Source organism: Methylobacterium sp. 142-1Y, assembly GCF_057747795.1.
In genome coordinates, this window is the sequence record NZ_CM173224.1 from 6,348,593 (window position 1) to 6,370,776 (window position 22,184).

Sequence of the window (22,184 nt, forward strand, 5' to 3'; positions counted from 1 at the left end):
TGACGCGGAGGGTGTCAGGTCCGTCGAGCACTGATGCCGTCGGCCCACCCCTTGCTTGCCCACAACCCACCGGCCCTCACCCCACGCCCGGCGAAAGGCTCCCGCGATGAACCTGCACGTGCCGGCCCTCACTCCCGAGGCCGCCCCCGTCCGGACCACCTGCCCGTATTGCGGCGTCGGCTGCGGCGTGCTCGCTCGGCCGGACGGGGAGGGGGGCGCGAGCGTCGCGGGCGATCCGCAGCATCCGGCGAATTTCGGCCGGCTGTGCTCGAAGGGCTCGGCGCTCGGCGAAACCCTCTCCCTCGACGATCGGGTGCTGCACCCGGAGATCGCCGGGCGACGGGCGACCTGGGACGAAGCGCTCGACGCGGTGGCCGAGGGGTTCAAGCGCACCATCGCGGCGCATGGACCGGATTCGGTGGCGTTCTACCTCTCGGGCCAGCTGCTCACCGAGGATTACTACGTCGCCAACAAGCTGGCGAAGGGCTTCATCGGCACGCCGCACGTCGACACCAATTCGCGGCTCTGCATGTCGTCCTCGGTGGCGGCGCACCGCCGCGCCTTCGGCTCCGACACGGTGCCCGGCTGCTACGAGGACCTGGACGAGGCCGACCTCCTGGTGCTCGTTGGCTCGAACACCGCCTGGTGCCACCCGATCCTCTTTCGGCGCATGCTCGATGCGCGGGAGAAGCGCGGGACGAAGATCGTCGTCATCGATCCGCGCCAGACCCAGACCGGCGAGGAGGCCGACCTCTTCCTCGGTATCCGGCCCGGCACCGACACCGCCCTGTTCTCCGGCCTCCTCGTACATCTCGCGGACATGCAGGCCCTCGATCCGCGCTACATCGCCGAGCACACCGCCGGCTTCGAGCCGGCGCTCGAGCGCGCCCGCCAGATCGCCCCGACGGTGGCCGCGACCGCCGCCGCCACCGGCCTGAGAGAGGCCGAGGTCGAGACCTTCTTCACGCTGTTTCGCACCACGCCGCGGGTCGTCACCGCGACCTCGCAGGGGGTGAACCAGTCGGCGCAAGGGACCGACAAGGCCAACGCGATCATCAACTGCCACCTCGCCACCGGCCGCATCGGCCGGCCCGGCATGGGGCCGTTCTCGCTCACGGGCCAGCCCAACGCGATGGGCGGGCGCGAGGTCGGCGGGCTCGCCAACATGCTGGCCGCCCACATGCATTTCACCCCCGAGGAGGTGGATCTGGTGCGCCGGTTCTGGAACGCGCCGAACATCATCACCGGCGAGGGGCTGAAGGCGGTGCAGCTCTTCGAGGCGATCGAGCGCGGCAAGATCAAGGCGCTCTGGGTGATGGGCACCAATCCGGCCGTCTCGATGCCCCGGGCCGACCGGGTGCGGGCGGCGCTCGCGAAGCTCGACACCTACGTGGTCTCGGAGGTGGTGGCGAACACCGACACGGTGCGGGCCCGCAACGCGATCCTGCTGCCGGCGCTGGCCTGGGGCGAGAAGGACGGCACGGTGACCAATTCCGAGCGCCGCATCTCGCGCCAGCGCGCCTTCCTGGCGGCGCCCGGCGAGGCGCGGGCCGATTGGTGGATCATGGCGCAGGTGGGCCAGCGCCTCGGCCACGCCAAGCCCTTCGCCTGGGGCAACGCGGCGGCGGTGTTCCGCGAGCATGCCGCCTTGTCCGAGTTCGAGAATCGCGGCACCCGCGACTTCGACCTCGGCGGCCTCGCCGACATCACCGACGCCGCCTATGACGCGGCAGCACCCGTGCAGTGGCCGCTCACCCGCAAGGCCAAGGCGCCGCAGACCCGCTTCTTCGCCAATGGCGGTTTCTTCACCCGCGACCGCAAGGCCCGTTTCGTCGCGGTGCAGAAGCCGGCGCTGGCGCAGGCCACCAGCGACGCGCTCCCCTTGCGCCTCAATACCGGCCGGGTGCGCGACCACTGGCACACCCTGACCCGCACGGGGAAGAGCCCGCGCCTCTCGGCCCACCGCGCCGTTCCCTTCGTCGAGATCCACCCCGACGATGCCGAGACTGCGGGCCTCACCGACGGCGACCTCGCCCGCGTCCGCACCGCCCATGGCGCGGCGGTGCTCGAAGTCATGGTGACGCCGGGCGCGCAAGCCGGAATGCTGTTCGCCCCGATGCACTGGAGCGAGGCCAACACCTCGGACGGCCGCGTCGGTGCGCTCGCGCAAGGCGCGGTCGATCCGGTCTCGGGCCAGCCGGAACTCAAGGCGACCCCGGCCTCGATCGCCCCCGAACCCTACCGCTCCCGCGGCTACCTCATCACCCGCGACACGGTGGCCGCGCCGTTCGGCTGGTGGTGGGCGCGGACGAGCCTGGAGGGCGGGACCGGCCTGATCTTCGCCGCCCAGGACGGTGCGCCCGAGGCCGCCGCGCTGATGCGCGAGACCTTTCCCGGGGCGGCCCTCAGCGAGTATGCCGACCCGGCCCGCGGCCGCTACCGCGCCGCCGCCTTCCGGGACGGGCGATTGCTCGGCGTGCTGGCCCTGGCCCCGGCCGCCGAGCGCCCGACTTGGGACGCGGCAAAAGCGTTCTTCCGCACCCAGGAACTGCTGGAGCCCTCGGCCCGCCGGGCCCTGATCTCGGGGAGAGCGGAGAGTGCCGGCACCGGCCCGTTGGTCTGCGCCTGCCACACGGTCGGGCTCGACACGATCCGGGGCGCGATCAAGGGCGGGGCGCACGGGGTCGAGGCGGTGGGGGCCGCGTGCAAGGCCGGCACCAATTGCGGCTCGTGCATCCCTGAGATCCGCAAGCTGCTGGCGGCGGAACTTGCGTCCGTTTCCGCATAGGCGCATCTGATGCCGCAGGATTTCCCGAGACTCGTGTCAGACACTCATCGTCCCATGCGTACGCCCCGTGCCCCCCGAGAGACCCGCTCCCCGGGCCTCGAGCCCCTGGCCGTTCTCCCGGTCTTCGTGACGCTCACGGGCAAGCGCGCGGTGCTGGCCGGGGCCAATGGGGGTGCGGCTTGGAAGGTGAAGCTGCTCGCCGCCGCCGGCGCCCATGTCGACGTGTTCGCCCCCGAACCGACCGAGGAGATGCGCGGCGCACCTGCCGAGGCCGTCGCCGGCACGGTGGTGCTGCATGAGCGCGACTGGTCGCCGGCCGATCTCGAAGGCGCCGCCTTCGCCATCGCGGCCTTCGAGGACGAGGGCGAATGCGCATGCTTCGTCGGCGCCGCCCGCGCAGCGGGCGCCATCGTCAACGCCATCGACCGGCCGCATCTCTGCGACGTGTCGTTCGGCGCCATCGTCAACCGCTCGCCCCTCGTCGTCGGCATCTCCACGGAGGGCGCAGTCCCGGTCTTCGGCCAGACCGTGCGGGCCCGGATCGAGGCGATGCTGCCTTCGGGCTTCAAGGCCTGGGTGGCCGCCGCCCGCGACTGGCGCGCCGAGGTGAGCGCCCGCTACCATGTGTTCGGCGAGCGCCGGGCGTTCTGGGAGCGCTTCACCGACCTCGCCTTCGCCCATCCGGACCGGGCGCCGGTCCGGGCCGATCTCGACGGGCTCATCGCCGAGAACGATGCCGCCCCGACCGGCGGCAGCGTGGTCCTGGTCGGGGCCGGCCCGGGGGACGCCGAACTCCTCACCCTCAAAGCCCTGCGGGCGCTACGCAGCGCCGACGTGATCCTGTACGACGACCTCGTCGCGCCGGAGATCCTGGATTACGCCCGGCGCGAGGCCCGCACGATGCTGGTCGGCAAGACCGGCCACGGCCCCTCCTGCCGCCAGGACGACATCAACGCCCTGATGGTGTCGCTGGCGGGAAGCGGCAAGCGCGTGGTGCGGCTCAAGTCCGGCGACCCCCTGGTCTTCGGCCGGGCCGGCGAGGAGATCGATGCCTGCCGTGAGGCCGGCATCCCGGTGACCGTGGTGCCCGGCGTCACGGCGGCGCAGGGCGCGGCGGCGTCGCTCGGCATCTCGCTCACCCACCGCGACGCGGCACGCCGCCTGCAATACGTCACCGGCCACGACCGCCGCGGCGCCCTGCCCGACGACCTCAACTGGGCCGCCCTCGCCGATCCCACCGTCACGACGGTGATCTACATGCCCAAGCGCACGATGCGCACCCTGCTGGCGAAGGCGGTCGCCGAGGGCCTGCCGCCCGCGACCCCGGCTCTGGTGGTGTTCAACGCCACCCGGCCCGACCAGGCGGTGGTGCAGGGGCAGGCCCACGACCTCGCCGACCGGGTCGAGGCGGCTGGGCTGGAGGGGCCGGCGATCGTGATGGTCGGGAATGCGCTCGGACGGGGAGCCCAGGCGGAGCACGTCTCCGCGATCCCGGCGGCGGTGTTGCAGGCGGCGGAGCGGGCCAGTCTCTGAGGCGGAAAGTCTCGATCGCCTGTTTGACTTGCGGGTAGGGCATCGCGGCGAGTTTTTTATCCAACCCACGACCTCATCCTGAGGTGTCAGTCGATCGAAGATCGACTGACCTCGAAGGAGGGCTCCAGGGATCGCAGAGGCATATGGAGGCTTCCTTCGAGGCTTAGCGATCTTCGATCGCCAGCACCTCAGAGCCTGTTTGAGCCGGCCGAATTGAAACCCTCGATGTCACCCTGGGGCCGCGTAGCGGAACCCGGGATCCATATCCGCTGAGATTCCAGAAGAAGTCGGACCTCGCTCCGCCTGGTCCTGCATCGTCAGCGGGTATGGATTGCGCTACGCGCCCCTTCGGGTCCGGGTTCTCATCTTCGACGAGCCCCAGGATGACGTGGAGAGTTTGGATCGGAGCGGCCCACTCAAACAGGCTTTCAGGATGAGTGATACGCAATCCGGAAGATCGCTTCCGGATTGCGTATCATCAGCCCGCGCGGTGAAGCCGTAGGCTTCACACGCCTGAGCGAAGCCGCTTTCCGCATCGCGAAGCGATCAATCGGAAATCGTATGAGATGGTAGAATAATGAAACTTGTATCAATATTTTAGCGGAAAAAACTGTTCAAAAAGCTCTGAGGTGCGGGGCGAAGGTGGCCGGGCCTCGAAGGAGGGCTCCAGGAACCATATTGATCACTGGAGCCCTCCTTCGAGGTCAGTCGATCTTCGATCGACTAACACCTCAGGATGAGGTCGCGGGTGGGATCGAGCGGTTGGATCGATCAAGCAGGCTTTGAGCGCGACGCCGGCAGCGGACAACGGCACCGGGACAAAAAAGGGCGCTGCCCGATCGCCTCAGCGATCACGCACCGCCCCGATCCACATGAGGGCACCGGCCGTCCCGTCTCGCGGAACGGCCGCTCCCCCGATCTCAATACTCGTCGTCGTCCTCGTCCTCGCCGCCCTTCCGCATCGGCTTGAGGCGGGCGAAGACCGAATCCGCATCGAGGCGCTCGTCGCCGCGGCCGGGCCGGCGATCGGCGTCGTGATCCTCGGGCTCGGGCAGGACCGAGAGTTCGGGCGGCATCAGGGTGGCGCCGCCCTCGGCGGATTCCACCAGCGGACGATCCTTGGCAGCGCGCTGGACCTCGAAATCGAGGTCGATCTGCGAGCACAGGCCGAGGGTCACCGGGTCCATCGGCTGCAGCGAGCCGGAATTCCAGTGGGTACGCTCACGGATCTGCTGGATCGTCGACTTGGTGGTGCCGACGAGGCGCATCACCTGCGCGTCCTTCAGCTCCGGGTGGTTGCGCAGCAGCCACAGGATGGCGTTCGGCCGGTCCTGGCGGCGGGAGAGGGGGGTGTAGCGCGGGCCCTTGGTGCGCTTCACCTCGGGCAGCTTCACCTTCGAGACCGCCACCTTCATGCGGTGGTTCGGGTTGACCTGCGCCCGCTCGATCTCCTCGCGGGTGAGCTGGCCGGTCGAGACCGGGTCGAGGCCCTTGATGCCGGCCGCCACCTCGCCGTCGGCGATACCCTTCACCTCGAGGGGGTGGAGCTTGCAGAAATCGGCGATCTGATCGAAGGACAGCGACGTGTTCTCGACGAGCCAGACGGCCGTCGCCTTCGGCATCAACGGTCCCTGGGACATACCACACCTCCTCGGGGCGCTCCCTCGGGAGCGCGACGGCCGCCCGTCCGGGAAGCGGCCATAATACAAACACGGGCCCCTCGCCGGCGACAGGGCGCCCGGGGCGGAGCCGGGAGGCCCCGCCGGCGTCCCGGGATGGTCAGGACGGCCTGTCTCACGCTGTGAGGGAATCGCCCGATATATAGGCACGTCTCAGGCCCGGCGCAAACCGCTTTCGCAGGCTAAAGGGCCGCCGAGTGGGCGACCAAGCGGTCGGTCGAAAGACTCTGCGGGTCGGGTGTCGTCCCTTCGAAAGGGGCGGCCCGCCGCCGGCCGGGCGGCGGGCGAGGGGCTTGTCATACGCTTTCCGATTGATCGCTTCGCGATGCGGAAAGCGGCTCCGCTCAGGCGCCGCGCGGGCTGATGATACGAAATCCGGAAGTGATCTTCCGGATTTCGTATCAGTTCGTCACCGGCTTCGCGGTCCCTTGCGGATGAAACATATGGCAGAGTGGACTTGCCGTCGGCGGAGAGATCGGTTCGTCTTTGGTGTGCCAGACCCCGCGTATCAGTTGGATCCGGGCTCCTCTTCAGTCCCCTCGCTTGCGTCACGGGCCGGTCCTCGGGCCAGCCCCGGAGCGCGTCATTTAGATTTGATCTCACGGGAGCCTGCGCCGGCGGCCTGACGGCAAGGAGATCGTGATGAAGGTCCTCTACCCCCGCTGCGCCGCCCTCGATGTTCACAAGGACACCGTCGTCGCAGCCATCCGTCTGGCCGAGAGCAGCGAGGTTCAGCGTGAGGTGCGTACGTTTGCCACCACCACGCCCGCTCTGCTCGACCTCTCCGCCTGGCTCGACGAGCACGCCTGCACCCATGTCGCCATGGAGGCGACCGGCATCTACTGGCGCCCGGTCTGGCAGGTCCTCGACGCCGACAGCCGCACCCTGATCCTGGCCAATGCCGCCCATGTCAAGAACGTGCCCGGCCGCAAGACCGACGTCGCCGACGCGGTCTGGCTCTCCGACCTGCTCGCCCACGGCCTGATCCGCGCCAGCTTCGTGCCCGAGGCTCAGACCCAGGCGATGCGCGACCTGCTGCGCACCCGCAAGCAACTGGTCCGCGAGCAGGCCAGCCACGTCCAGCGCATCCAGAAGACCCTCGAGGAGGCCAACCTCAAGCTCGCCTCGGTGCTCACCGACATCATGGGCCAGTCCGGTCGCGCCGTGCTCGACGCGCTGGTCAAGGGCGAGCGCGATCCGGCTGGGCTGCAGGCGCTGGTCAGCCCGCGGGTGAAGGCGGCGCCCGAGGCGATCCGGGCCGCGCTCACGGGCCGGATCGGGGATCACCACCGTTTCCTGCTCGGTGTGCATCTACGCCAGTACGACGGGTTGGGGCGAGCGATCGCGGAGATCGACGCGCAGGTGGAGCGCGACCTCGGCCCTTTCCGGGAAGCGGTGAAGCTGCTGGTGACGATCCCGGGCATCAGTGACCTCACCGCGCAGGTGATCCTCTCCGAGATCGGCCCCGACATGAGCCGCTTCCCGACCGCCGGCCATCTGATCTCCTGGGCCGGGCTGTGCCCGAGGAACGACGAGAGCGCGGGCAAGCGGCGCTCGACGCGGCTGCGCAAGGGCGCGCCCTGGCTCAAGACGGCCTTGGTGCAGGCCGCCTGGGCCGGAGTGCGCAAGAAGGCGAGCTACATCAGGGCGCAGTTCCAGCGCTTGCGCGGCCGGCGCGGCCCCAAGAAGGCGATCTGCGCGGTCGCCGCTTCGATGTTGACCGCGATCTATCACATGCTCAAGGCCGGCACGGCTTACGTCGATCCCGGGCCTGATCACGGCCGCAAGGCGGCCCCGACCATCCGCGCCAAGGCGCTCGTGCGGCAGATCGAGCGCCTTGGATTTGCGTGCGAAATCAAACCCGTAGAGCCAGTTTCTATTTAGTTCGTCACCGGCTTCGCGGTCCCTTGCGGATGAAACATATGGCAGAGTGGACTTGCCGTCGGCGGAGAGATCGGTTCGTCTTTGGTGTGCCAGACCCCGCGTATCAGTTGGATCCGGGCTCCTCTTCAGTCCCCTCGCTTGCGTCACGGGCCGGTCCTCGGGCCAGCCCCGGAGCGCGTCATTTAGATTTGATCTCACGGGAGCCTGCGCCGGCGGCCTGACGGCAAGGAGATCGTGATGAAGGTCCTCTACCCCCGCTGCGCCGCCCTCGATGTTCACAAGGACACCGTCGTCGCAGCCATCCGTCTGGCCGAGAGCAGCGAGGTTCAGCGTGAGGTGCGTACGTTTGCCACCACCACGCCCGCTCTGCTCGACCTCTCCGCCTGGCTCGACGAGCACGCCTGCACCCATGTCGCCATGGAGGCGACCGGCATCTACTGGCGCCCGGTCTGGCAGGTCCTCGACGCCGACAGCCGCACCCTGATCCTGGCCAATGCCGCCCATGTCAAGAACGTGCCCGGCCGCAAGACCGACGTCGCCGACGCGGTCTGGCTCTCCGACCTGCTCGCCCACGGCCTGATCCGCGCCAGCTTCGTGCCCGAGGCTCAGACCCAGGCGATGCGCGACCTGCTGCGCACCCGCAAGCAACTGGTCCGCGAGCAGGCCAGCCACGTCCAGCGCATCCAGAAGACCCTCGAGGAGGCCAACCTCAAGCTCGCCTCGGTGCTCACCGACATCATGGGCCAGTCCGGTCGCGCCGTGCTCGACGCGCTGGTCAAGGGCGAGCGCGATCCGGCTGGGCTGCAGGCGCTGGTCAGCCCGCGGGTGAAGGCGGCGCCCGAGGCGATCCGGGCCGCGCTCACGGGCCGGATCGGGGATCACCACCGTTTCCTGCTCGGTGTGCATCTACGCCAGTACGACGGGTTGGGGCGAGCGATCGCGGAGATCGACGCGCAGGTGGAGCGCGACCTCGGCCCTTTCCGGGAAGCGGTGAAGCTGCTGGTGACGATCCCGGGCATCAGTGACCTCACCGCGCAGGTGATCCTCTCCGAGATCGGCCCCGACATGAGCCGCTTCCCGACCGCCGGCCATCTGATCTCCTGGGCCGGGCTGTGCCCGAGGAACGACGAGAGCGCGGGCAAGCGGCGCTCGACGCGGCTGCGCAAGGGCGCGCCCTGGCTCAAGACGGCCTTGGTGCAGGCCGCCTGGGCCGGAGTGCGCAAGAAGGCGAGCTACATCAGGGCGCAGTTCCAGCGCTTGCGCGGCCGGCGCGGCCCCAAGAAGGCGATCTGCGCGGTCGCCGCTTCGATGTTGACCGCGATCTATCACATGCTCAAGGCCGGCACGGCTTACGTCGATCCCGGGCCTGATCACGGCCGCAAGGCGGCCCCGACCATCCGCGCCAAGGCGCTCGTGCGGCAGATCGAGCGCCTTGGATTTGCGTGCGAAATCAAACCCGTAGAGCCAGTTTCTATTTAGACGAACAGGCTCGAGACGCTCGACTCTTCGGCGGTGCGCCCGATCGCCTCGCCGAGCAGCGGCGCGATGGTGACGACCCGGATGTTGCGGGCGAGCTTGACCGCGGCGGTCGGCTGGATCGAATCGGTGATCACCAGCTCCTTGAGTTTCGAGGAGGCGATGCGCGACACCGCGCCCCCCGAGAGCACGCCGTGGGTGATGTAGGCCGAGACGTCCTTGGCGCCCTTGGCGAGCAGGGCCTCGGCGGCGTTGACGAGCGTGCCGCCGGAATCGACGATGTCGTCGACGAGGATGCAGGAGCGGCCCTCGACCTCGCCGATGATGTTCATCACCTCCGATTCGCCGGGCCGGTCGCGGCGCTTGTCGACGATGGCGAGCGGCGCGTCGATGCGCTTGGCGAGCGCGCGGGCGCGGACCACGCCGCCGACATCGGGCGACACCACCATCATGTCGGCCGGGTCCATCCGCTCCTTGATGTCGCGCACCATCACGGGGGCGGCGAACAGGTTGTCGGTCGGGATGTCGAAGAAGCCCTGGATCTGGCCGGCATGCAGGTCGAGGGTCATCACCCTGTCGGCGCCGGCCTCGGTGATGAGGTTGGCCACGAGCTTGGCCGAGATCGGGGTGCGGCCCGAGGTGCGCCGGTCCTGGCGGGCATAGCCGAAATAGGGCAGCACGGCGGTGATCCGCCGCGCCGAGGAGCGCCGCGCGGCGTCGATCATGATGAGCAGTTCCATCAGGTGATCGTTGGCCGGGAACGACGTCGACTGGACGATGTACACGTCCTCGCCGCGCACGTTCTCCTGGAGCTCGACGAAGATCTCCATGTCGGCGAACCGGCGCACCGAGCAGACCGCCAGCGGCTTCTCGAGATAGGCCGCGATCGCCTCGGCCAGCGGGCGGCTCGCATTGCCGGCGACGATCTTGATCGAGGATTTCATCGTGCTTCCATCGTGGCCCGCGCCAAGAGCCCCGGCGCTGCCGCACGATGCTCTCGTCGAGACCGCGCGCGCCGGGGCGAGGGGAGGATCGCATCGAGATTCGCGCGAATGCGGGCCCCTCGCGCGACGATGCTCTCGTGTGTGACGGGCGAGGCTCTTATCAGTGCCGGGATACCGTCACAATGCTTTCATGTGCGCCGGAATGCGCAAGTCACCGGCTTTCGGATGCGCGGTGACTGCATGCCTCTCCGCGAGGATGCGCCTCAGGGCTGCAGGAGCTTGTGGAGATGCACGATGAAGTAGCGGGTCTGGGCGCTGTCGACGGTCTGCTGCGCCTTCGCCTTCCAGGCCATGGCGGCGCTGGCATAGTCGGGGAAGATGCCGACCACGTCGAGCTTCGAGAGGTCGCGGAAGGTCACGCTGTCGAGGTCGGTCAGCTCGCCCCCGAACACCAGGTGGAGGAGCTGCTTCGGCTCCTGGGAGGTCGCAGGGGTGTTGCCCGGGTTGCTCATGCGCGTCGTCTCCGCGTGCCGCCATGATGCCGCCCGTCCGGTCCGACGGACGGCGCCCGCCCGCCGGGCAGGCGCGAGCGGGGTCGCAAACGCCGGGCCGCGCGTCAAGCCGGATCATGGTGCATCGCAAGAGGGGCGCCCGGCTTCCCGCTGCGCGAAGTCCCAGTGGATAGAGACGCGCCACAGTGCTGCGGGTTCCGCGGGACGGGGCTCGTTGCGTGAAATCGTGCTAGGGTCGTCCGTTGAGGCAACCTCCGGAAGGTTCCCATGCAGGTCATGCCGAACAAGACCGTGATCGAAGGCCGGGCGCAGCGCGTCGACCCCGCACCGGACGGCTGGGGCGGCACCGTCGAGTTCGCGGTCGAGACAAGCAAGCCGGCCGACGGCTACTCGGATTTCGTCCGCGCCGCGGCAGGAAGCACCGTGACGATGTTCACGGCGGATCTGGGAGCGGTCAAGCCGGGCCAGTCCTATACGGTGACCGCGTCCGTCCTCGGCGGTCCGGGAGGCGAGCGCGTCGTGCTCCAGGATGCCAAGGTCCTTCAGGATGTTAAGGCCCGGCGCCCTTGACGTCCGCCGGGCCCCCGCGTCAAGCGGTGGCGACCGGAGCGATCGTGAGGGTCGCCACGATCAGGCCGTCCCGTTCCGTGATGTCGGAGAGGGCGAGGCCGCTGGCGGTCCCGTCGTTCCAGCGCAGATGCGGGTGAGCGGCACCGCGATCGTCGACCGCGCGGACCCCGCCCGTGCCCGGGAACAGGTCGGCCGGATCGGCTGGTTTGCGACCGGCCTGGAGATCGCGCAGACCGTCGGCCTGGATCAGCGCGACCCGGTAGATCCGCGGATTGGCGTTGTCGGCCTGACTGTCGTCGATATGCCAGATCGCGAGGCCCGAACCGAACAGCGCGTCGTCACGGCCGACCCGCTGGCGGTTCTCGAGCAGGAAGTATTCGAGGGAGCCGGGAGGACCGTCGATGCGGATGCTCGCCGTCGCATCGCGTTCCAGCGTCGTGAGCGAGACGCGCGACGAGACGGTGACCGTCACGGGCGTGACCCATCCCAGTTCCACCAGGCACCACGCCGACATGCGGGCCGGGCGATGGCCGCCGCCGGCCCAGGAGCCGCCGCTCATCAGGCACAGGTCGCCGATGCCGGCGCCGCGATAGCTCGTGTCGTAGAGGTCCGGCAGCCCGAGGAAGTGCCCGAACTCGTGGGCGAACACCCCGAGCCGGCCATCCTCCGGGGCGGTGAAGTAGGCGTAGGCGCTCACCTTGCCGTGGGTGACGGGATGGGGCAGCGTCCACTTGTGCGACCAGATGCGCGCCTTGCGCAACGCGGGATCCGGTTCCGCCTCGGCGCCGCCGCCGGCATGGATGAGGACCAGCCCGTCGAGAAAGCCGTCCCCGTTGCGATCGAACGGCTCCAGGCTGTTGGCCGTGCAGTAGCGCTGCAAGGTTTCGTCGAGGAGACCCGGCGTGTTCCGCGGGAAGCCGGTGCCGGTTCCACTCTGGCCGTCGGCGTAATAGCCGGAGGGATGGGCCGCGCGCTGCCAGTCGATCACCTCCCCGGTGATGTGCAGTCGCCCGTACGACATCTCCCGATAAAAGTTGTGTAGAGAACCGGGATTGCCCGGATCGAACAGAAGCCGCTCGTACTCGGCCTTCGACCTTTTCCCCGGAAGGTCGGAAAAGTCGACGAGCAGAACCAGGCAATGGAGGTGGGTGATCCCGTCGCGCTTGATCAGGCGGGGGAGACGCTCGGCGGACCGATCGTCGAACGCGGCCGGCGCCGCCTGTTCGGCGGGCGGCGGGTAGACGACGCCGTCGTTGAAGCCGCTGAGGGCGGCCGCCCTGTTGCCGAGCCACCCGGCCCGGGTCGCCAGCCTGGCATCCCCCGTCGAGAGAACCCGACCGGCCGCGACCTGAGCCCTGATGCTGTCGAGCACGTCCGGCCGCGCGCTGCACGACGTCGGCCCCGCCTCGTAGCACGATCCTGCCTCAGAGGGCCTGCAACCGCAGGACAGACGCATCATGTCGAGCTCCGCGCATCCTCGTTCCGGCGGAACGGGCGCGGAGCTTAGCCGTGACGGTAACCAAATGTAAATATTTTGTTCTGGAGCGATTCGAACTATTTCATGATCTAACAAAAGAGTTGGAACGACGTCCTCTTCCGTCACTTACGTTGTAGGCAAATCGATCGCGATCGAGTTATGGCCCCCTCGTGCGGAGAGGGTCGCCCGGACGGCGGTCCGGGCGACCCGTTTGCGTGATTGCTCTGCGACAATTCGGACTATCGGGCACCCTGTTCGAGCGCCGGATAGTCGATGTAGCCCTCCGGACCCTGGCTGTACCAGGTCTTGTAATTGTCCTTGTTGAGGGCTGCGCCCTTGGCGATCCGCTCCGGCAGGTCCGGATTGGCGATGAAGGTGCGGCCGAAGGCGATCGCGTCGGCGCGGCCCTCGTCGAGGGCGGCCTGGCCCTTCGGGCCGTCGTAGTCGGAGTTCAGCACCAGGGGACCGCGGAAGGCGGCCTTGATGGCGGGCGCCACGGCCGGGCGGGCGGCCTTGCCGAAGGTGCCGTTCGGGCCGGGCTCGCGCAGTTCCAGGAAGGCGACGCCGATCTGCGAGAGCGCGGCGGCGGCGGCCGGGAACAGGGTCTCGGGCTCGGGATCGTCGACGCCCTGGATCGGCTCGTTCGGCGACAGGCGCACGCCGGTGCGGTCGGCTCCGATCGTGTCGGCGACGGTGCGGGCGACCTCGGCGAGGAGCCGGATGCGGTTCTCGACCGAGCCGCCGTAGCGGTCCTGGCGCAGGTTGGTGCCCGAGCGCAGGAACTGGTCGATCAGGTAGCCGTTCGCGGCGTGGATCTGCACCCCGTCGAAGCCGGCCTCGACCGCGTTGCGGGCGGCCTTGGCGTAATCCGCCAAGAGCCGCGGGATCTCGTCCTCGCGCAAGGGCCGTGCCTCGGCATAGGGCTTCTTGCCCTCGTAGGTGTGGGCCTGGTCGGGCGCCGTGGTGGCGGAGGCCGAGACCGGGGCCTGCCCGCCGAGGAAGTCCGGGTGCACCACCCGGCCCATGTGCCAGAGCTGCGCGACGATGCGGCCGCCGGCCTCGTGCACCGCGGCGACCACCGGCTTCCAGGCCTCGACCTGCTCAGGCGCCCACAGGCCCGGGGCGAAGGGCCAGCCGGTGCCTTCCTGCGAGATGCCGGTCGCCTCGCTGATGATCAGGCCGGCCCCGGCGCGCTGGCGGTAATACTCCGCCATGATCGGGGTCGGCACGTGGGTCCGCGAGGCGCGGCCGCGGGTCAGCGGGGCCATCAGGATGCGGTTCGGAGCCTGGATGGCGCCGAGCTGGATCGGGTCGAACAGGGAAGGCACTGTCGGAAATCTCCGGATCGAGCCCGGCTTCAAGGGCCGGGCGATGCGGGTGAGATGTGGGCGCTGCAGTGCAACAGACCAGGGGCGGGGCCGGCGGCCCGGCCCGCGATGTGCGCTGCCTCACCTCGCGGTCGGGATTAAACCCGACCCGGGATCACGACTTGTCCATCTGCTCCTTGGCGTCGGACACCGCCTTCATGCAGCCGGCCTCGTCGCCCTTCTTGTCGAGCTCGCGGGCGCGGTTGAGGCTGGCGCGGGCCTCCATCACGCCGGTGCCGCCGCCGCTCGCCTTGGCGACGTCGGCGGTGGCCTGCGTCTCGGCCGAGCCGGGGGCCGGGCCCTTGGGGAGAGCGGAGGGGCTGGTGCCCTTCTCGGTCGCCGCCTCGGCCTGGGCCTCGCGGCGCGACGCCACCTCCTTGCCGCCGCTCGACGCCGCAATGGTCTCGCGGCCCTTCGCGTCGAGGCGCGGTTCGAGGGCGTCGATCTCGGTGCCGCAGGCGCCGGCCAGCGCCGGACCGGCGAGACCGGCGATGAGGCCGGCGGCGAGGATGAGCTTCATGGCGTCTCTCCCTGTCGTTGAATCGCGCCAATCATTGAACCTTGGCGCGAAGGGCTCCGCTCCGCGAACACCGGCCCGTGGGCGGGGGTTCCGGCGAGAGTGAGAGACGGACCGGAAAAAGCAGGCGCGACTCCCCTCTCCCGGGTGGGAGAGGGGTTGGGGGTGAGGGTGACACGCTTCAAGATCAAGCACTGAGCGTCGCGCGGGCAGCGTGACATCCGGAGCGTTACTCGGAAGCGTGTCACCCTCACCCCTACCCCTCTCCCACTCGGGCTAGCGGATTCACGCTTCTCCTTCGAGAGCTAACCCTCTGTAAATATGCGCGCTTTCCCCTCCCCCGGCGATCCCGGGCTTGCCCGGTATCGCTGCAAGTTGTGGGGAGGGGCTAGGGGTGGGGGTGGTGCAGAAGGCACCGCTGAGCCTTATCTGGCACCACCCCCACCTCCGGCTCCTCCCCACAAGGGGGAGGAGAGGCGCGCTACCTTTGAGGGGAAAGCGCTCAAACCGAGATTAGATTGCTTCGTACGTCTTGCGTCAGACCAAGACCCCGCGGGGCGCGCTGCCCCGCGGGGTCTTCGCTCACGCGCTCAGCTTGTCGCGCATCGGCAGCTGGCGGATGCGCCGGCCGGTCGCCGCGAAGATCGCGTTGGCGATGGCCGGCGCCACCGGCGGCACGCCGGGCTCGCCGACGCCGCCGAGCGGCTTGTCCCAGGACCCGCCCTGCACGAGGTGCACGTTGATGATCTTGGGCGCCTCGTTGATCCGGGTCAGCTCGTAGGTGTCGTAGTTGTCCTGGACGGCGCGGCCGTTCTTGAAGGTGATCTGGGCGGTGAGCGCGAGGCCCATGCCCATCACCACCGCGCCCTCGAGCTGCGAGCGCACCCGCTCCGGGTTGACCTGCTGGCCGCTGTCGATGGCGATGTCGACCCGCTGGACGGTGACCTCGCCCTTCGGCGACACCTCGACCTCGGCGACGGCGGCGGTGTAGGTCACGAAGCTGTAATGCGCCGCGATGCCGAGGCCACGGCCCTTGTCCACCTTGCGGCCCCAGCCGGCGCCCTTGGCCACCGCCTCGATCACGTTGCGCAGGCGCCCGGTATCGAAGGGATAGCGCGAGGGATCCTCGCCGTAGTTCCAGGCATCGCCGATCTTGACCGGATCGATGATCCGGGCCGGGCCGATCACGTCGAGGAGGTAGTCCTTCGGGTCGCGGCCGGCCATCTGGGCCAGTTCGTCGATGAAGGACTGCACCGCGAAGGCGCGCGGGATGTTCGACACCGAGCGGAACCAGCCGATCCGGACATGGGCATCCGCCGGCGGGTTCTCCATCCGCATGTTGGGGATGGCGAACGGCACGTTGACGAGGCCCATCCCGAGCTCGATCGGGATCTGCTCGTTGGCGCCGGCGACGAAGGTCGAGCCGATGGTCGGGGCCGCGCTGCGGTGCAGCCAGGCGATCGGCATGCCCTTGTCGTCGAGGCCGGCCTCCAGGCGCTCCACCGAGACGGTGTGGTAGTAGCCGTTGTGGAGGTCGTCCTCGCGGGTCCAGGTCATCTTGACCGGGGCGCCGTCCATCGCCTTCGAGCAGAGCGCCGCCTCGACGAAGTAGTCGGGCTTCGACTTGCGGCCGAAGCCGCCGCCGAGCAGCGTCACGTTGACGGTGATCGTCTTCGGGTCGACGCCGAGGCGCTTGGCAATGCGGTCGCGGGCGGCCTGGGGCGACTGCACGCAGCCCCACGCCTCGATCGTGCCGTCCTTGGCGATCCGGACGGTCGCGGCCGGCGGCTCCATCGGGGCCTGGACGAGGTGGGGGATGTAGTACTCGGCCTCCAGGCGCTTCACCGCCTTCTTCATCGCCGCGTCGACGTCGCCCTCCTGGCGCACCACCTTGCCGGGCTTGCGCACGGCCTGTTCCAGGGTGGCCCGATAGGCGTCCGAATCGTAACTCGCGTTCGGGCCGTCCTCGAAGGTGGGTTTGAGGGCCTCGCGGCCCTTGATCGCCGCCCAGGTGTTGCGGGCGATGACCGCCACGCCGCCGGTCGGCATGAACTCGTAGGGAGGGGCCGGCGGATCGATGGTCACGACCTTGACGACGCCCGGCACCTTCAGGGCGGCGGCTTCGTCGAAGCTCTTGACCTTGCCACCGAAGACCGGCGGGCGGGCGACGACGGCGTAGAGCATCCCGTCGAGGCGGGTGTCGAGGCCGTACTGCGCCTTGCCGGTGGTGATGCCGACATTGTCGATGAGGCCGACGCGGCCCTTGCCGATGTAGCGGAAGGCCGACGGGTCCTTGAGCGTCACCGTCGCGCGGTCGGGCACCGGCATGCCGGCTGCCGCCTGGGCGACCTCGCCGAAGCCGATCCGGCGGCCGGACTTGGCGTGGACGAGGGCGTGGTTCTCCGTCGTGACCTCGGAGGCCGGCACGTTCCACTGCTTGGCGGCGGCCGCGACCAGCATGGCGCGGGCGGCGGCGCCGGCGCGGCGCAGCGGCATGAAGAAGTGCCGGAGCGAGCGCGAGCCGTCGGTGTCCTGATTGCCGAAGCGCTCCTCGTCGCCGTGCGCCTGGGCGACCTTGACCTTGGCCCAGTCGGCGTCGAGCTCGTCGGCGACCACGAAGGCGACCGAGGTGCGCACGCCCTGGCCCATCTCCGAGCGGGTGCAGGTCACCGTCACGGTGCCGTCCGGCGCGATCGCCACGAACAGGGTCGGATCGTCGCGCCAGCCATGCGGCATGCCGTCGGCGCCGAATTTCGGCGGGTCGGCGGCGAGCGCGCCCTGGGGTTTGAGCGACAGGGCGAGCACCAGGGCGCCGGCCCCGGCGATGAGGCCGCGGCGGCTGAGCTGGCCGGGCGAGACCCTGGCGACGATGGATTCCGGCTCGTCGGCCGGGGCGGCCTTGAGGAGGGAGGAGAGGTCGTGAATCACAGGCGATCTCCCTGGCCGGCCTTCGGGGTCAGCCCCGCCGCCTGCTTGATGGCGGCGCGGATGCGCGGATAGGTGCCGCAGCGGCACAGGTTGCCGCTCATCTGGTTGTCGATGTCGGCGTCGGTCGGCTTCGGGGTCTCCTTGAGGAGCGCCGCCGCCTGCATGATCTGACCGGTCTGGCAATAGCCGCACTGCGCCACGTTGAGGTCGCGCCAGGCGGCCTGGACCGGGTGGTTGCCGTCCGGCGACAGGCCCTCGATCGTCACGACCGGCTGGCCGTCGGCGGCCGAGACCGGGGTCTGGCAGGCCCGCATCGCGGTGCCGCCGACATGGATGGTGCAGGCGCCGCAGGCCGCGACGCCGCAGCCGAACTTGGTACCCGTCAGGCCGAGCTCGTCCCGCAGGTACCAGAGCAGCGGCATCTCGGGATCGCCGTCGAACCGGCGCTCCTCACCGTTCACGTTGAGATTGATCATCGTCGCCCTCCGGCTTCGGGAGGCTTCTCCGGCGTCCCGCGGACACGATTCCGGTCGCGACGCCGCCTCCCTCTCGTCGATTGCGGTCTCGGCGCCCCGGCCCCCGGACCGGACGGCGCCGCACTCCTCCCTCACGCCGTGCATGCGGCGTGCGTTCATGCATCTTGGACGCTCCGCCCCGGGACGCATCCCGCGGGCCGAAGCATCGAAAGCCCCGCACCACGCCCGAACATGAGAATGATTTAAGGCTAGGGATGGGTAACCCGGACCCGCGCGTGTCGGCAAGCCGCCAGTTCACCGTCAGGTTGCCGCGCCCCGCCCCGCAACGCCTTGCCGGGAGTTCGATTTTCGTGTATCGGCCGCAACTCCGGTCGTCCCATGCCGGGATGCCGCGTGCCGGGCCTCGCGCCCGTCCGCACCGCGCCCCGGCCGGGACCTTCGGAGTACACGTTTCTGCCCGTCGATCATGCGCCGGCCCGCGCCCCTTCACGTTTTGGGGAGCGGCGGTTTCGGGGATCTCCCCGGAACTCCGGCGGGCGGAAGCGGCCCGTTGATACGAGCCGCCGGCGCCGTCCCCCCGGATAGGGCGGGACGAAAAGGAGCATGGATGTCCGCAGGTTTGCAAGCCGCCTCGTCGAGCCGCGAAGATTTCGCCGCCCTTCTGGAAGAGTCGTTCCGCGAGCACGAGATCACGGAAGGCTCCGTGGTCAAGGGCCGCGTGGTGGCGATCGAGAAGGACGTCGCCGTCATCGATATCGGGGCGAAGACCGAGGGCCGCGTCGCCCTCAAGGAATTCACGGGCCCCGGCCGTGACCAGCCGATCGCCGTCGGCGACGAGGTCGAGGTCTATGTCGACCGCATCGAGAACGCGCTCGGTGAAGCCGTCATCTCGCGCGACAAGGCCCGCCGCGAGGAGAGCTGGGTCAAGCTCGAGAAGGCGTTCGAGAACAACGAGCGCGTCTCCGGCACGATCTTCAACCAGGTCAAGGGCGGCTACACCGTCGACCTCGACGGCGCCGTGGCGTTCCTGCCGCGCTCGCAGGTCGACATCCGTCCGGTCCGCGACGTCACCCCGCTGATGGGCACGCCGCAGCCGTTCCAGATCCTCAAGATGGATCGCCGCCGCGGCAACATCGTGGTGTCGCGCCGCACCGTGCTCGAGGAGAGCCGGGCCGAGCAGCGCTCCGAGCTGGTGGCCAACCTCGAAGAGGGTCAGGTCATCGACGGCGTGGTCAAGAACATCACCGAGTACGGTGCGTTCGTCGACCTCGGCGGCATCGACGGTCTGCTGCACGTCACCGACATGGCGTGGCGCCGCGTCAACCACCCGTCCGAGGTGGTCAACATCGGCCAGACCGTCAAGGTCAAGATCATCAAGATCAACCACGAGACGCACCGCATCTCGCTCGGCATCAAGCAGCTGCTCGCCGATCCGTGGGAGGGCATCGCCGCCCGCTACCCGGTCGACGCCAAGCTCAAGGGCCGCGTGACCAACATCACCGACTACGGCGCCTTCGTGGAGCTGGAGCCGGGGATCGAGGGCCTGATCCACGTCTCGGAGATGAGCTGGACCAAGAAGAACGTCCATCCGGGCAAGATCGTCTCCACCTCCCAGGAGGTCGAGGTCCAGATCCTCGAAGTCGATCCGGTCAAGCGCCGCATCTCGCTCGGTCTCAAGCAGACCCTGCAGAACCCGTGGGAGGCCTTCTCCGAGAAGCACCCGGCCGGCACCGAGGTCGAGGGCGAGGTCAAGAACAAGACCGAGTTCGGTCTGTTCATCGGCCTCGAGGGCGACGTCGACGGCATGGTCCACCTCTCGGACCTCGACTGGAACCGTCCGGGCGAGCAGGTCATCGACGAGTTCAAGAAGGGCGACGTGGTGCGCGCCCAGGTTCTCGACGTCGACGTCGAGAAGGAGCGCATCTCGCTCGGCATCAAGCAGCTCGCCGGCGACCCCTTCGCCGATGCCGGTGACGGCATCCGCAAGAACCAGGTCGTCACCTGCGAGGTGCTCGAGGTCAAGGATTCGGGCATCGAGGTCAAGATCGTCGATTCCGACCTCCAGGCCTTCATCCGCCGGGCCGATCTCGCCCGCGAGCGCAACGACCAGCGCCCCGAGCGCTTCGCCGCCGGCGAGAAGCTCGACGCCCGTGTGACGCAGTTCGACCGCAAGGCCCGCCGCGTCCAGCTCTCGATCAAGGCCCTCGAGATGGCCGAGGAGAAGGAGGCGATCGCCCAGTTCGGCTCCGCCGATTCGGGCGCCTCGCTCGGCGACATCCTCGGCGCGGCCCTCAAGGCCCGTCAGGCCGACAAGAAGTAAGGGATCCGTCCGGGCCGCGAGGCCCGGACACCCCGAACGAGACCGGACGCCCGCGCGGGGACACCCCCTGCGCGGGCGTCCGCATGTCCGGCTTACCGCGATCGGGGAGGGGCATGCCCGCAAAACCGGTCTTGCCGCTGCGCGACGGCCGGGGGTAGAACAGCCCGGGAGCGAGGCACGCCAATGACTTGCAGGGAACACCCTGCGGGCGGGGCGGCCTTCCAGGGTCAGACCAGGATACGGGCGCCGCATGGCCATCGATGCCGAACTTCTCCTCGACCGGCGGTCCTTACGCCGGAAGCTGTCGGTGTGGCGGGCGATCGGGGTCGGGGCACTGATCGTCGCCGCCGGCGCCGTCGGCTGGCGGGCGGCCGGGGGCAGGGGGCTCTCCGCCGTCACGCCGCAGATCGCCCGCATCAGCATCGACGGCTTCATCGCCGGCAGCGAGAAGACCCGCGAGCTGATGAAGCGCGTCGGTGATTCGAGCGCGGTCTCGGGTGTCGTCGTCTCGATCAACTCGCCGGGCGGTACCACCACCGGCTCGGAAGAACTCTTTCGCAATCTTCGCGCGCTGGCCGAGAAGAAGCCGATCGTCGCCTTCGTCGACGGCACCGCGGCGTCGGGCGCCTACATCACGGCGATCGCCGCCGACCACATCGTCGCCCGCGAGACCAGCCTCGTCGGCTCGATCGGCGTGCTGTTCCAGTACCCGGAGGTGTCGGGCCTCCTCGACAAGGTCGGGGTCAAGGTCGACGAGGTGAAGTCCTCGCCGCTCAAGGCCGAGCCGAGCGGCTTCCACCCGACCCCGCCAGAGGCCCGCGCGGCGCTCCAGGCGATCGTCGGCGACACCTATGGCTGGTTCAAGGACTTGGTGGCCGAGCGCCGCAAGATGAATCCCGACCAGATCAAGGTGGTGGCCGACGGGCGCGTGTTCAGCGGCCGCCAGAGCGTGCCCCTCGGGTTGATCGACGAGACCGGCAGCGAGCGCCAGGCCGTCGCCTGGCTCGAGCGCGAGAAGGGCGTGGCGAAGAACCTGCCGGTGCGGGACTGGAAGCCGCGCTCCGACAGCCGCTTCGGCCTGTTCTCGGCCGCGGCCGCCGGCGCGGGCCTTCTCGGCTACGACGACCTCGCCGCCCGGCTGCGGCAGGCCGGCGACGAGACGGCCAGCCTGACGCAGGGCGGCCTGCTCGCGGTCTGGCGCCCTTAAAAAGACCCCTCCCGCGCCATCGTCCCGCCGGCCCCGCCTTTCTCGAGACCATACCGCCCATGATCAAGTCCGAGCTGGTGCTCAAGATCGCCGAGCAGAACCCGCACCTGTATCAGCGCGACGTCGAGAACATCGTCAACGCCATCCTGGACACGATCGCGGACGCGCTCGCCCGGGGCGACCGGGTCGAGCTGCGCGGCTTCGGCGCCTTTTCGGTCAAGCGCCGGGAGGCGCGGCGCGGCCGCAACCCGCGCACGGGTGCCGCCGTGGCGGTGGCCGAGAAGGCGATCCCGGTCTTCAAGACCGGCAAGGAGATGCGCCTGCGCCTGAACGCCGCCGGGATCGGCGCCGACGAGCCGAGCCGGGCCGAGGCCGCCGCGAGCTGACGCAAGGTCGGCCCCGTGCGAGGTCGGCACTGGCCTCCCGGCTGCCGCGCGTTACACTTTCTTCTCCGGGGCTCCGTCCGGCGGTCCCGCTCCCTTCCCGCATCACCGACGAAAGACCGG

The 22,184-nt window shown here is 69.4% G+C and carries 16 protein-coding genes; 8 read left to right on the forward strand and 8 right to left on the reverse strand.

Features of this window, described 5'->3' with window-relative positions; translation table 11 throughout:
- Positions 1–106 precede the first annotated feature (106 nt).
- Positions 107–2,788, forward strand: a complete 2,682-nt coding sequence (locus AC3AOF_RS29090; RefSeq protein ID WP_488347223.1) for a nitrate reductase — start codon at positions 107–109, stop codon at positions 2,786–2,788.
- A gap of 54 nt (positions 2,789–2,842) precedes the next feature.
- Entirely contained in the window at positions 2,843–4,321 is a 1,479-nt protein-coding gene (cysG, locus tag AC3AOF_RS29095) for a siroheme synthase CysG (RefSeq protein WP_236987583.1), read from the forward strand.
- A gap of 920 nt (positions 4,322–5,241) precedes the next feature.
- Here cysG and AC3AOF_RS29100 read toward each other — a convergent pair.
- Positions 5,242–5,961 (reverse strand): DUF1013 domain-containing protein, encoded by a 720-nt coding sequence (locus AC3AOF_RS29100; RefSeq protein ID WP_236987582.1) that lies wholly within the window; start codon positions 5,959–5,961, stop codon positions 5,242–5,244.
- Positions 5,962–6,642: 681 nt separating this feature from the next.
- Here AC3AOF_RS29100 and AC3AOF_RS29105 point away from each other — a divergent pair.
- Together AC3AOF_RS29105 and AC3AOF_RS29110 are read left to right on the forward strand one after the other, a co-directional pair.
- Positions 6,643–7,884 (forward strand): IS110 family RNA-guided transposase, encoded by a 1,242-nt coding sequence (locus tag AC3AOF_RS29105; RefSeq protein ID WP_236987776.1) that lies wholly within the window; start codon positions 6,643–6,645, stop codon positions 7,882–7,884.
- Positions 7,885–8,121: 237 nt separating this feature from the next.
- Positions 8,122–9,363, forward strand: a complete 1,242-nt coding sequence (locus tag AC3AOF_RS29110) for an IS110 family RNA-guided transposase (RefSeq protein ID WP_236987776.1) — start codon at positions 8,122–8,124, stop codon at positions 9,361–9,363.
- Here AC3AOF_RS29110 and AC3AOF_RS29115 read toward each other — a convergent pair.
- Positions 9,360–10,304 carry a ribose-phosphate pyrophosphokinase gene (locus AC3AOF_RS29115; protein ID WP_093568282.1) on the reverse strand — a complete coding sequence of 315 codons (945 nt, stop codon included), beginning with the start codon at positions 10,302–10,304 and terminating at the stop codon, positions 9,360–9,362. The two genes, AC3AOF_RS29110 and AC3AOF_RS29115, sit on opposite strands and share 4 nt — an antisense overlap.
- 263 nt (positions 10,305–10,567) lie before the next feature.
- Complete coding sequence (locus AC3AOF_RS29120) at positions 10,568–10,816, reverse strand: DUF4170 domain-containing protein (protein ID WP_236987580.1); 249 nt, start codon at positions 10,814–10,816, stop codon at positions 10,568–10,570.
- 267 nt (positions 10,817–11,083) lie between these two features.
- Here AC3AOF_RS29120 and AC3AOF_RS29125 point away from each other — a divergent pair, with 267 nt between their 5' ends.
- Entirely contained in the window at positions 11,084–11,386 is a 303-nt protein-coding gene (locus tag AC3AOF_RS29125; protein ID WP_236987579.1) for a hypothetical protein, read from the forward strand.
- A gap of 19 nt (positions 11,387–11,405) precedes the next feature.
- Here the strand turns inward: AC3AOF_RS29125 and AC3AOF_RS29130 are convergent, their stop codons facing one another.
- From AC3AOF_RS29130 to AC3AOF_RS29150, 5 genes are all read right to left on the reverse strand, one after another.
- Positions 11,406–12,758, reverse strand: coding sequence for a M6 family metalloprotease domain-containing protein (locus AC3AOF_RS29130; protein ID WP_236987578.1), 1,353 nt, complete (start codon positions 12,756–12,758; stop codon positions 11,406–11,408).
- 344 nt (positions 12,759–13,102) lie between these two features.
- Entirely contained in the window at positions 13,103–14,191 is a 1,089-nt protein-coding gene (locus AC3AOF_RS29135) for an alkene reductase (RefSeq protein WP_236987577.1), read from the reverse strand.
- Positions 14,192–14,345: 154 nt separating this feature from the next.
- On the reverse strand, positions 14,346–14,750 hold the full coding sequence (locus tag AC3AOF_RS29140) for a hypothetical protein (RefSeq protein WP_236987576.1): 405 nt from the start codon (positions 14,748–14,750) through the stop codon (positions 14,346–14,348).
- A 579-nt stretch (positions 14,751–15,329) separates the two neighbouring features.
- On the reverse strand, positions 15,330–17,618 hold the full coding sequence (locus tag AC3AOF_RS29145) for a xanthine dehydrogenase family protein molybdopterin-binding subunit (protein WP_488349070.1): 2,289 nt from the start codon (positions 17,616–17,618) through the stop codon (positions 15,330–15,332).
- Between the two features lie 53 nt (positions 17,619–17,671).
- On the reverse strand, positions 17,672–18,151 hold the full coding sequence (locus AC3AOF_RS29150) for a (2Fe-2S)-binding protein (RefSeq protein ID WP_236987574.1): 480 nt from the start codon (positions 18,149–18,151) through the stop codon (positions 17,672–17,674).
- Between the two features lie 607 nt (positions 18,152–18,758).
- Here AC3AOF_RS29150 and rpsA point away from each other — a divergent pair.
- From rpsA to ihfB, 3 genes are all read left to right on the forward strand, one after another.
- Entirely contained in the window at positions 18,759–20,471 is a 1,713-nt protein-coding gene (rpsA, locus tag AC3AOF_RS29155; RefSeq protein WP_236987573.1) for a 30S ribosomal protein S1, read from the forward strand.
- A gap of 250 nt (positions 20,472–20,721) precedes the next feature.
- On the forward strand, positions 20,722–21,678 hold the full coding sequence (gene sppA, locus AC3AOF_RS29160) for a signal peptide peptidase SppA (protein WP_236987572.1): 957 nt from the start codon (positions 20,722–20,724) through the stop codon (positions 21,676–21,678).
- 59 nt (positions 21,679–21,737) lie between these two features.
- Entirely contained in the window at positions 21,738–22,064 is a 327-nt protein-coding gene (gene ihfB, locus AC3AOF_RS29165; protein WP_048433052.1) for an integration host factor subunit beta, read from the forward strand.
- Positions 22,065–22,184 lie beyond the last annotated feature (120 nt).

Coding starts and splice junctions, on each gene's coding strand:
- AC3AOF_RS29090 (WP_488347223.1), top strand. CDS start 107: ATGAACCTGCACGTGCCGGCCCTCACTCCCGAGGCCGCCCCCGTCCGG.
- cysG (WP_236987583.1), top strand. CDS start 2,843: ATGCGTACGCCCCGTGCCCCCCGAGAGACCCGCTCCCCGGGCCTCGAG.
- AC3AOF_RS29100 (WP_236987582.1), bottom strand. CDS start 5,961: ATGTCCCAGGGACCGTTGATGCCGAAGGCGACGGCCGTCTGGCTCGTC.
- AC3AOF_RS29105 (WP_236987776.1), top strand. CDS start 6,643: ATGAAGGTCCTCTACCCCCGCTGCGCCGCCCTCGATGTTCACAAGGAC.
- AC3AOF_RS29110 (WP_236987776.1), top strand. CDS start 8,122: ATGAAGGTCCTCTACCCCCGCTGCGCCGCCCTCGATGTTCACAAGGAC.
- AC3AOF_RS29115 (WP_093568282.1), bottom strand. CDS start 10,304: ATGAAATCCTCGATCAAGATCGTCGCCGGCAATGCGAGCCGCCCGCTG.
- AC3AOF_RS29120 (WP_236987580.1), bottom strand. CDS start 10,816: ATGAGCAACCCGGGCAACACCCCTGCGACCTCCCAGGAGCCGAAGCAG.
- AC3AOF_RS29125 (WP_236987579.1), top strand. CDS start 11,084: ATGCAGGTCATGCCGAACAAGACCGTGATCGAAGGCCGGGCGCAGCGC.
- AC3AOF_RS29140 (WP_236987576.1), bottom strand. CDS start 14,750: ATGAAGCTCATCCTCGCCGCCGGCCTCATCGCCGGTCTCGCCGGTCCG.
- AC3AOF_RS29150 (WP_236987574.1), bottom strand. CDS start 18,151: ATGATCAATCTCAACGTGAACGGTGAGGAGCGCCGGTTCGACGGCGAT.
- rpsA (WP_236987573.1), top strand. CDS start 18,759: ATGTCCGCAGGTTTGCAAGCCGCCTCGTCGAGCCGCGAAGATTTCGCC.
- sppA (WP_236987572.1), top strand. CDS start 20,722: ATGGCCATCGATGCCGAACTTCTCCTCGACCGGCGGTCCTTACGCCGG.
- ihfB (WP_048433052.1), top strand. CDS start 21,738: ATGATCAAGTCCGAGCTGGTGCTCAAGATCGCCGAGCAGAACCCGCAC.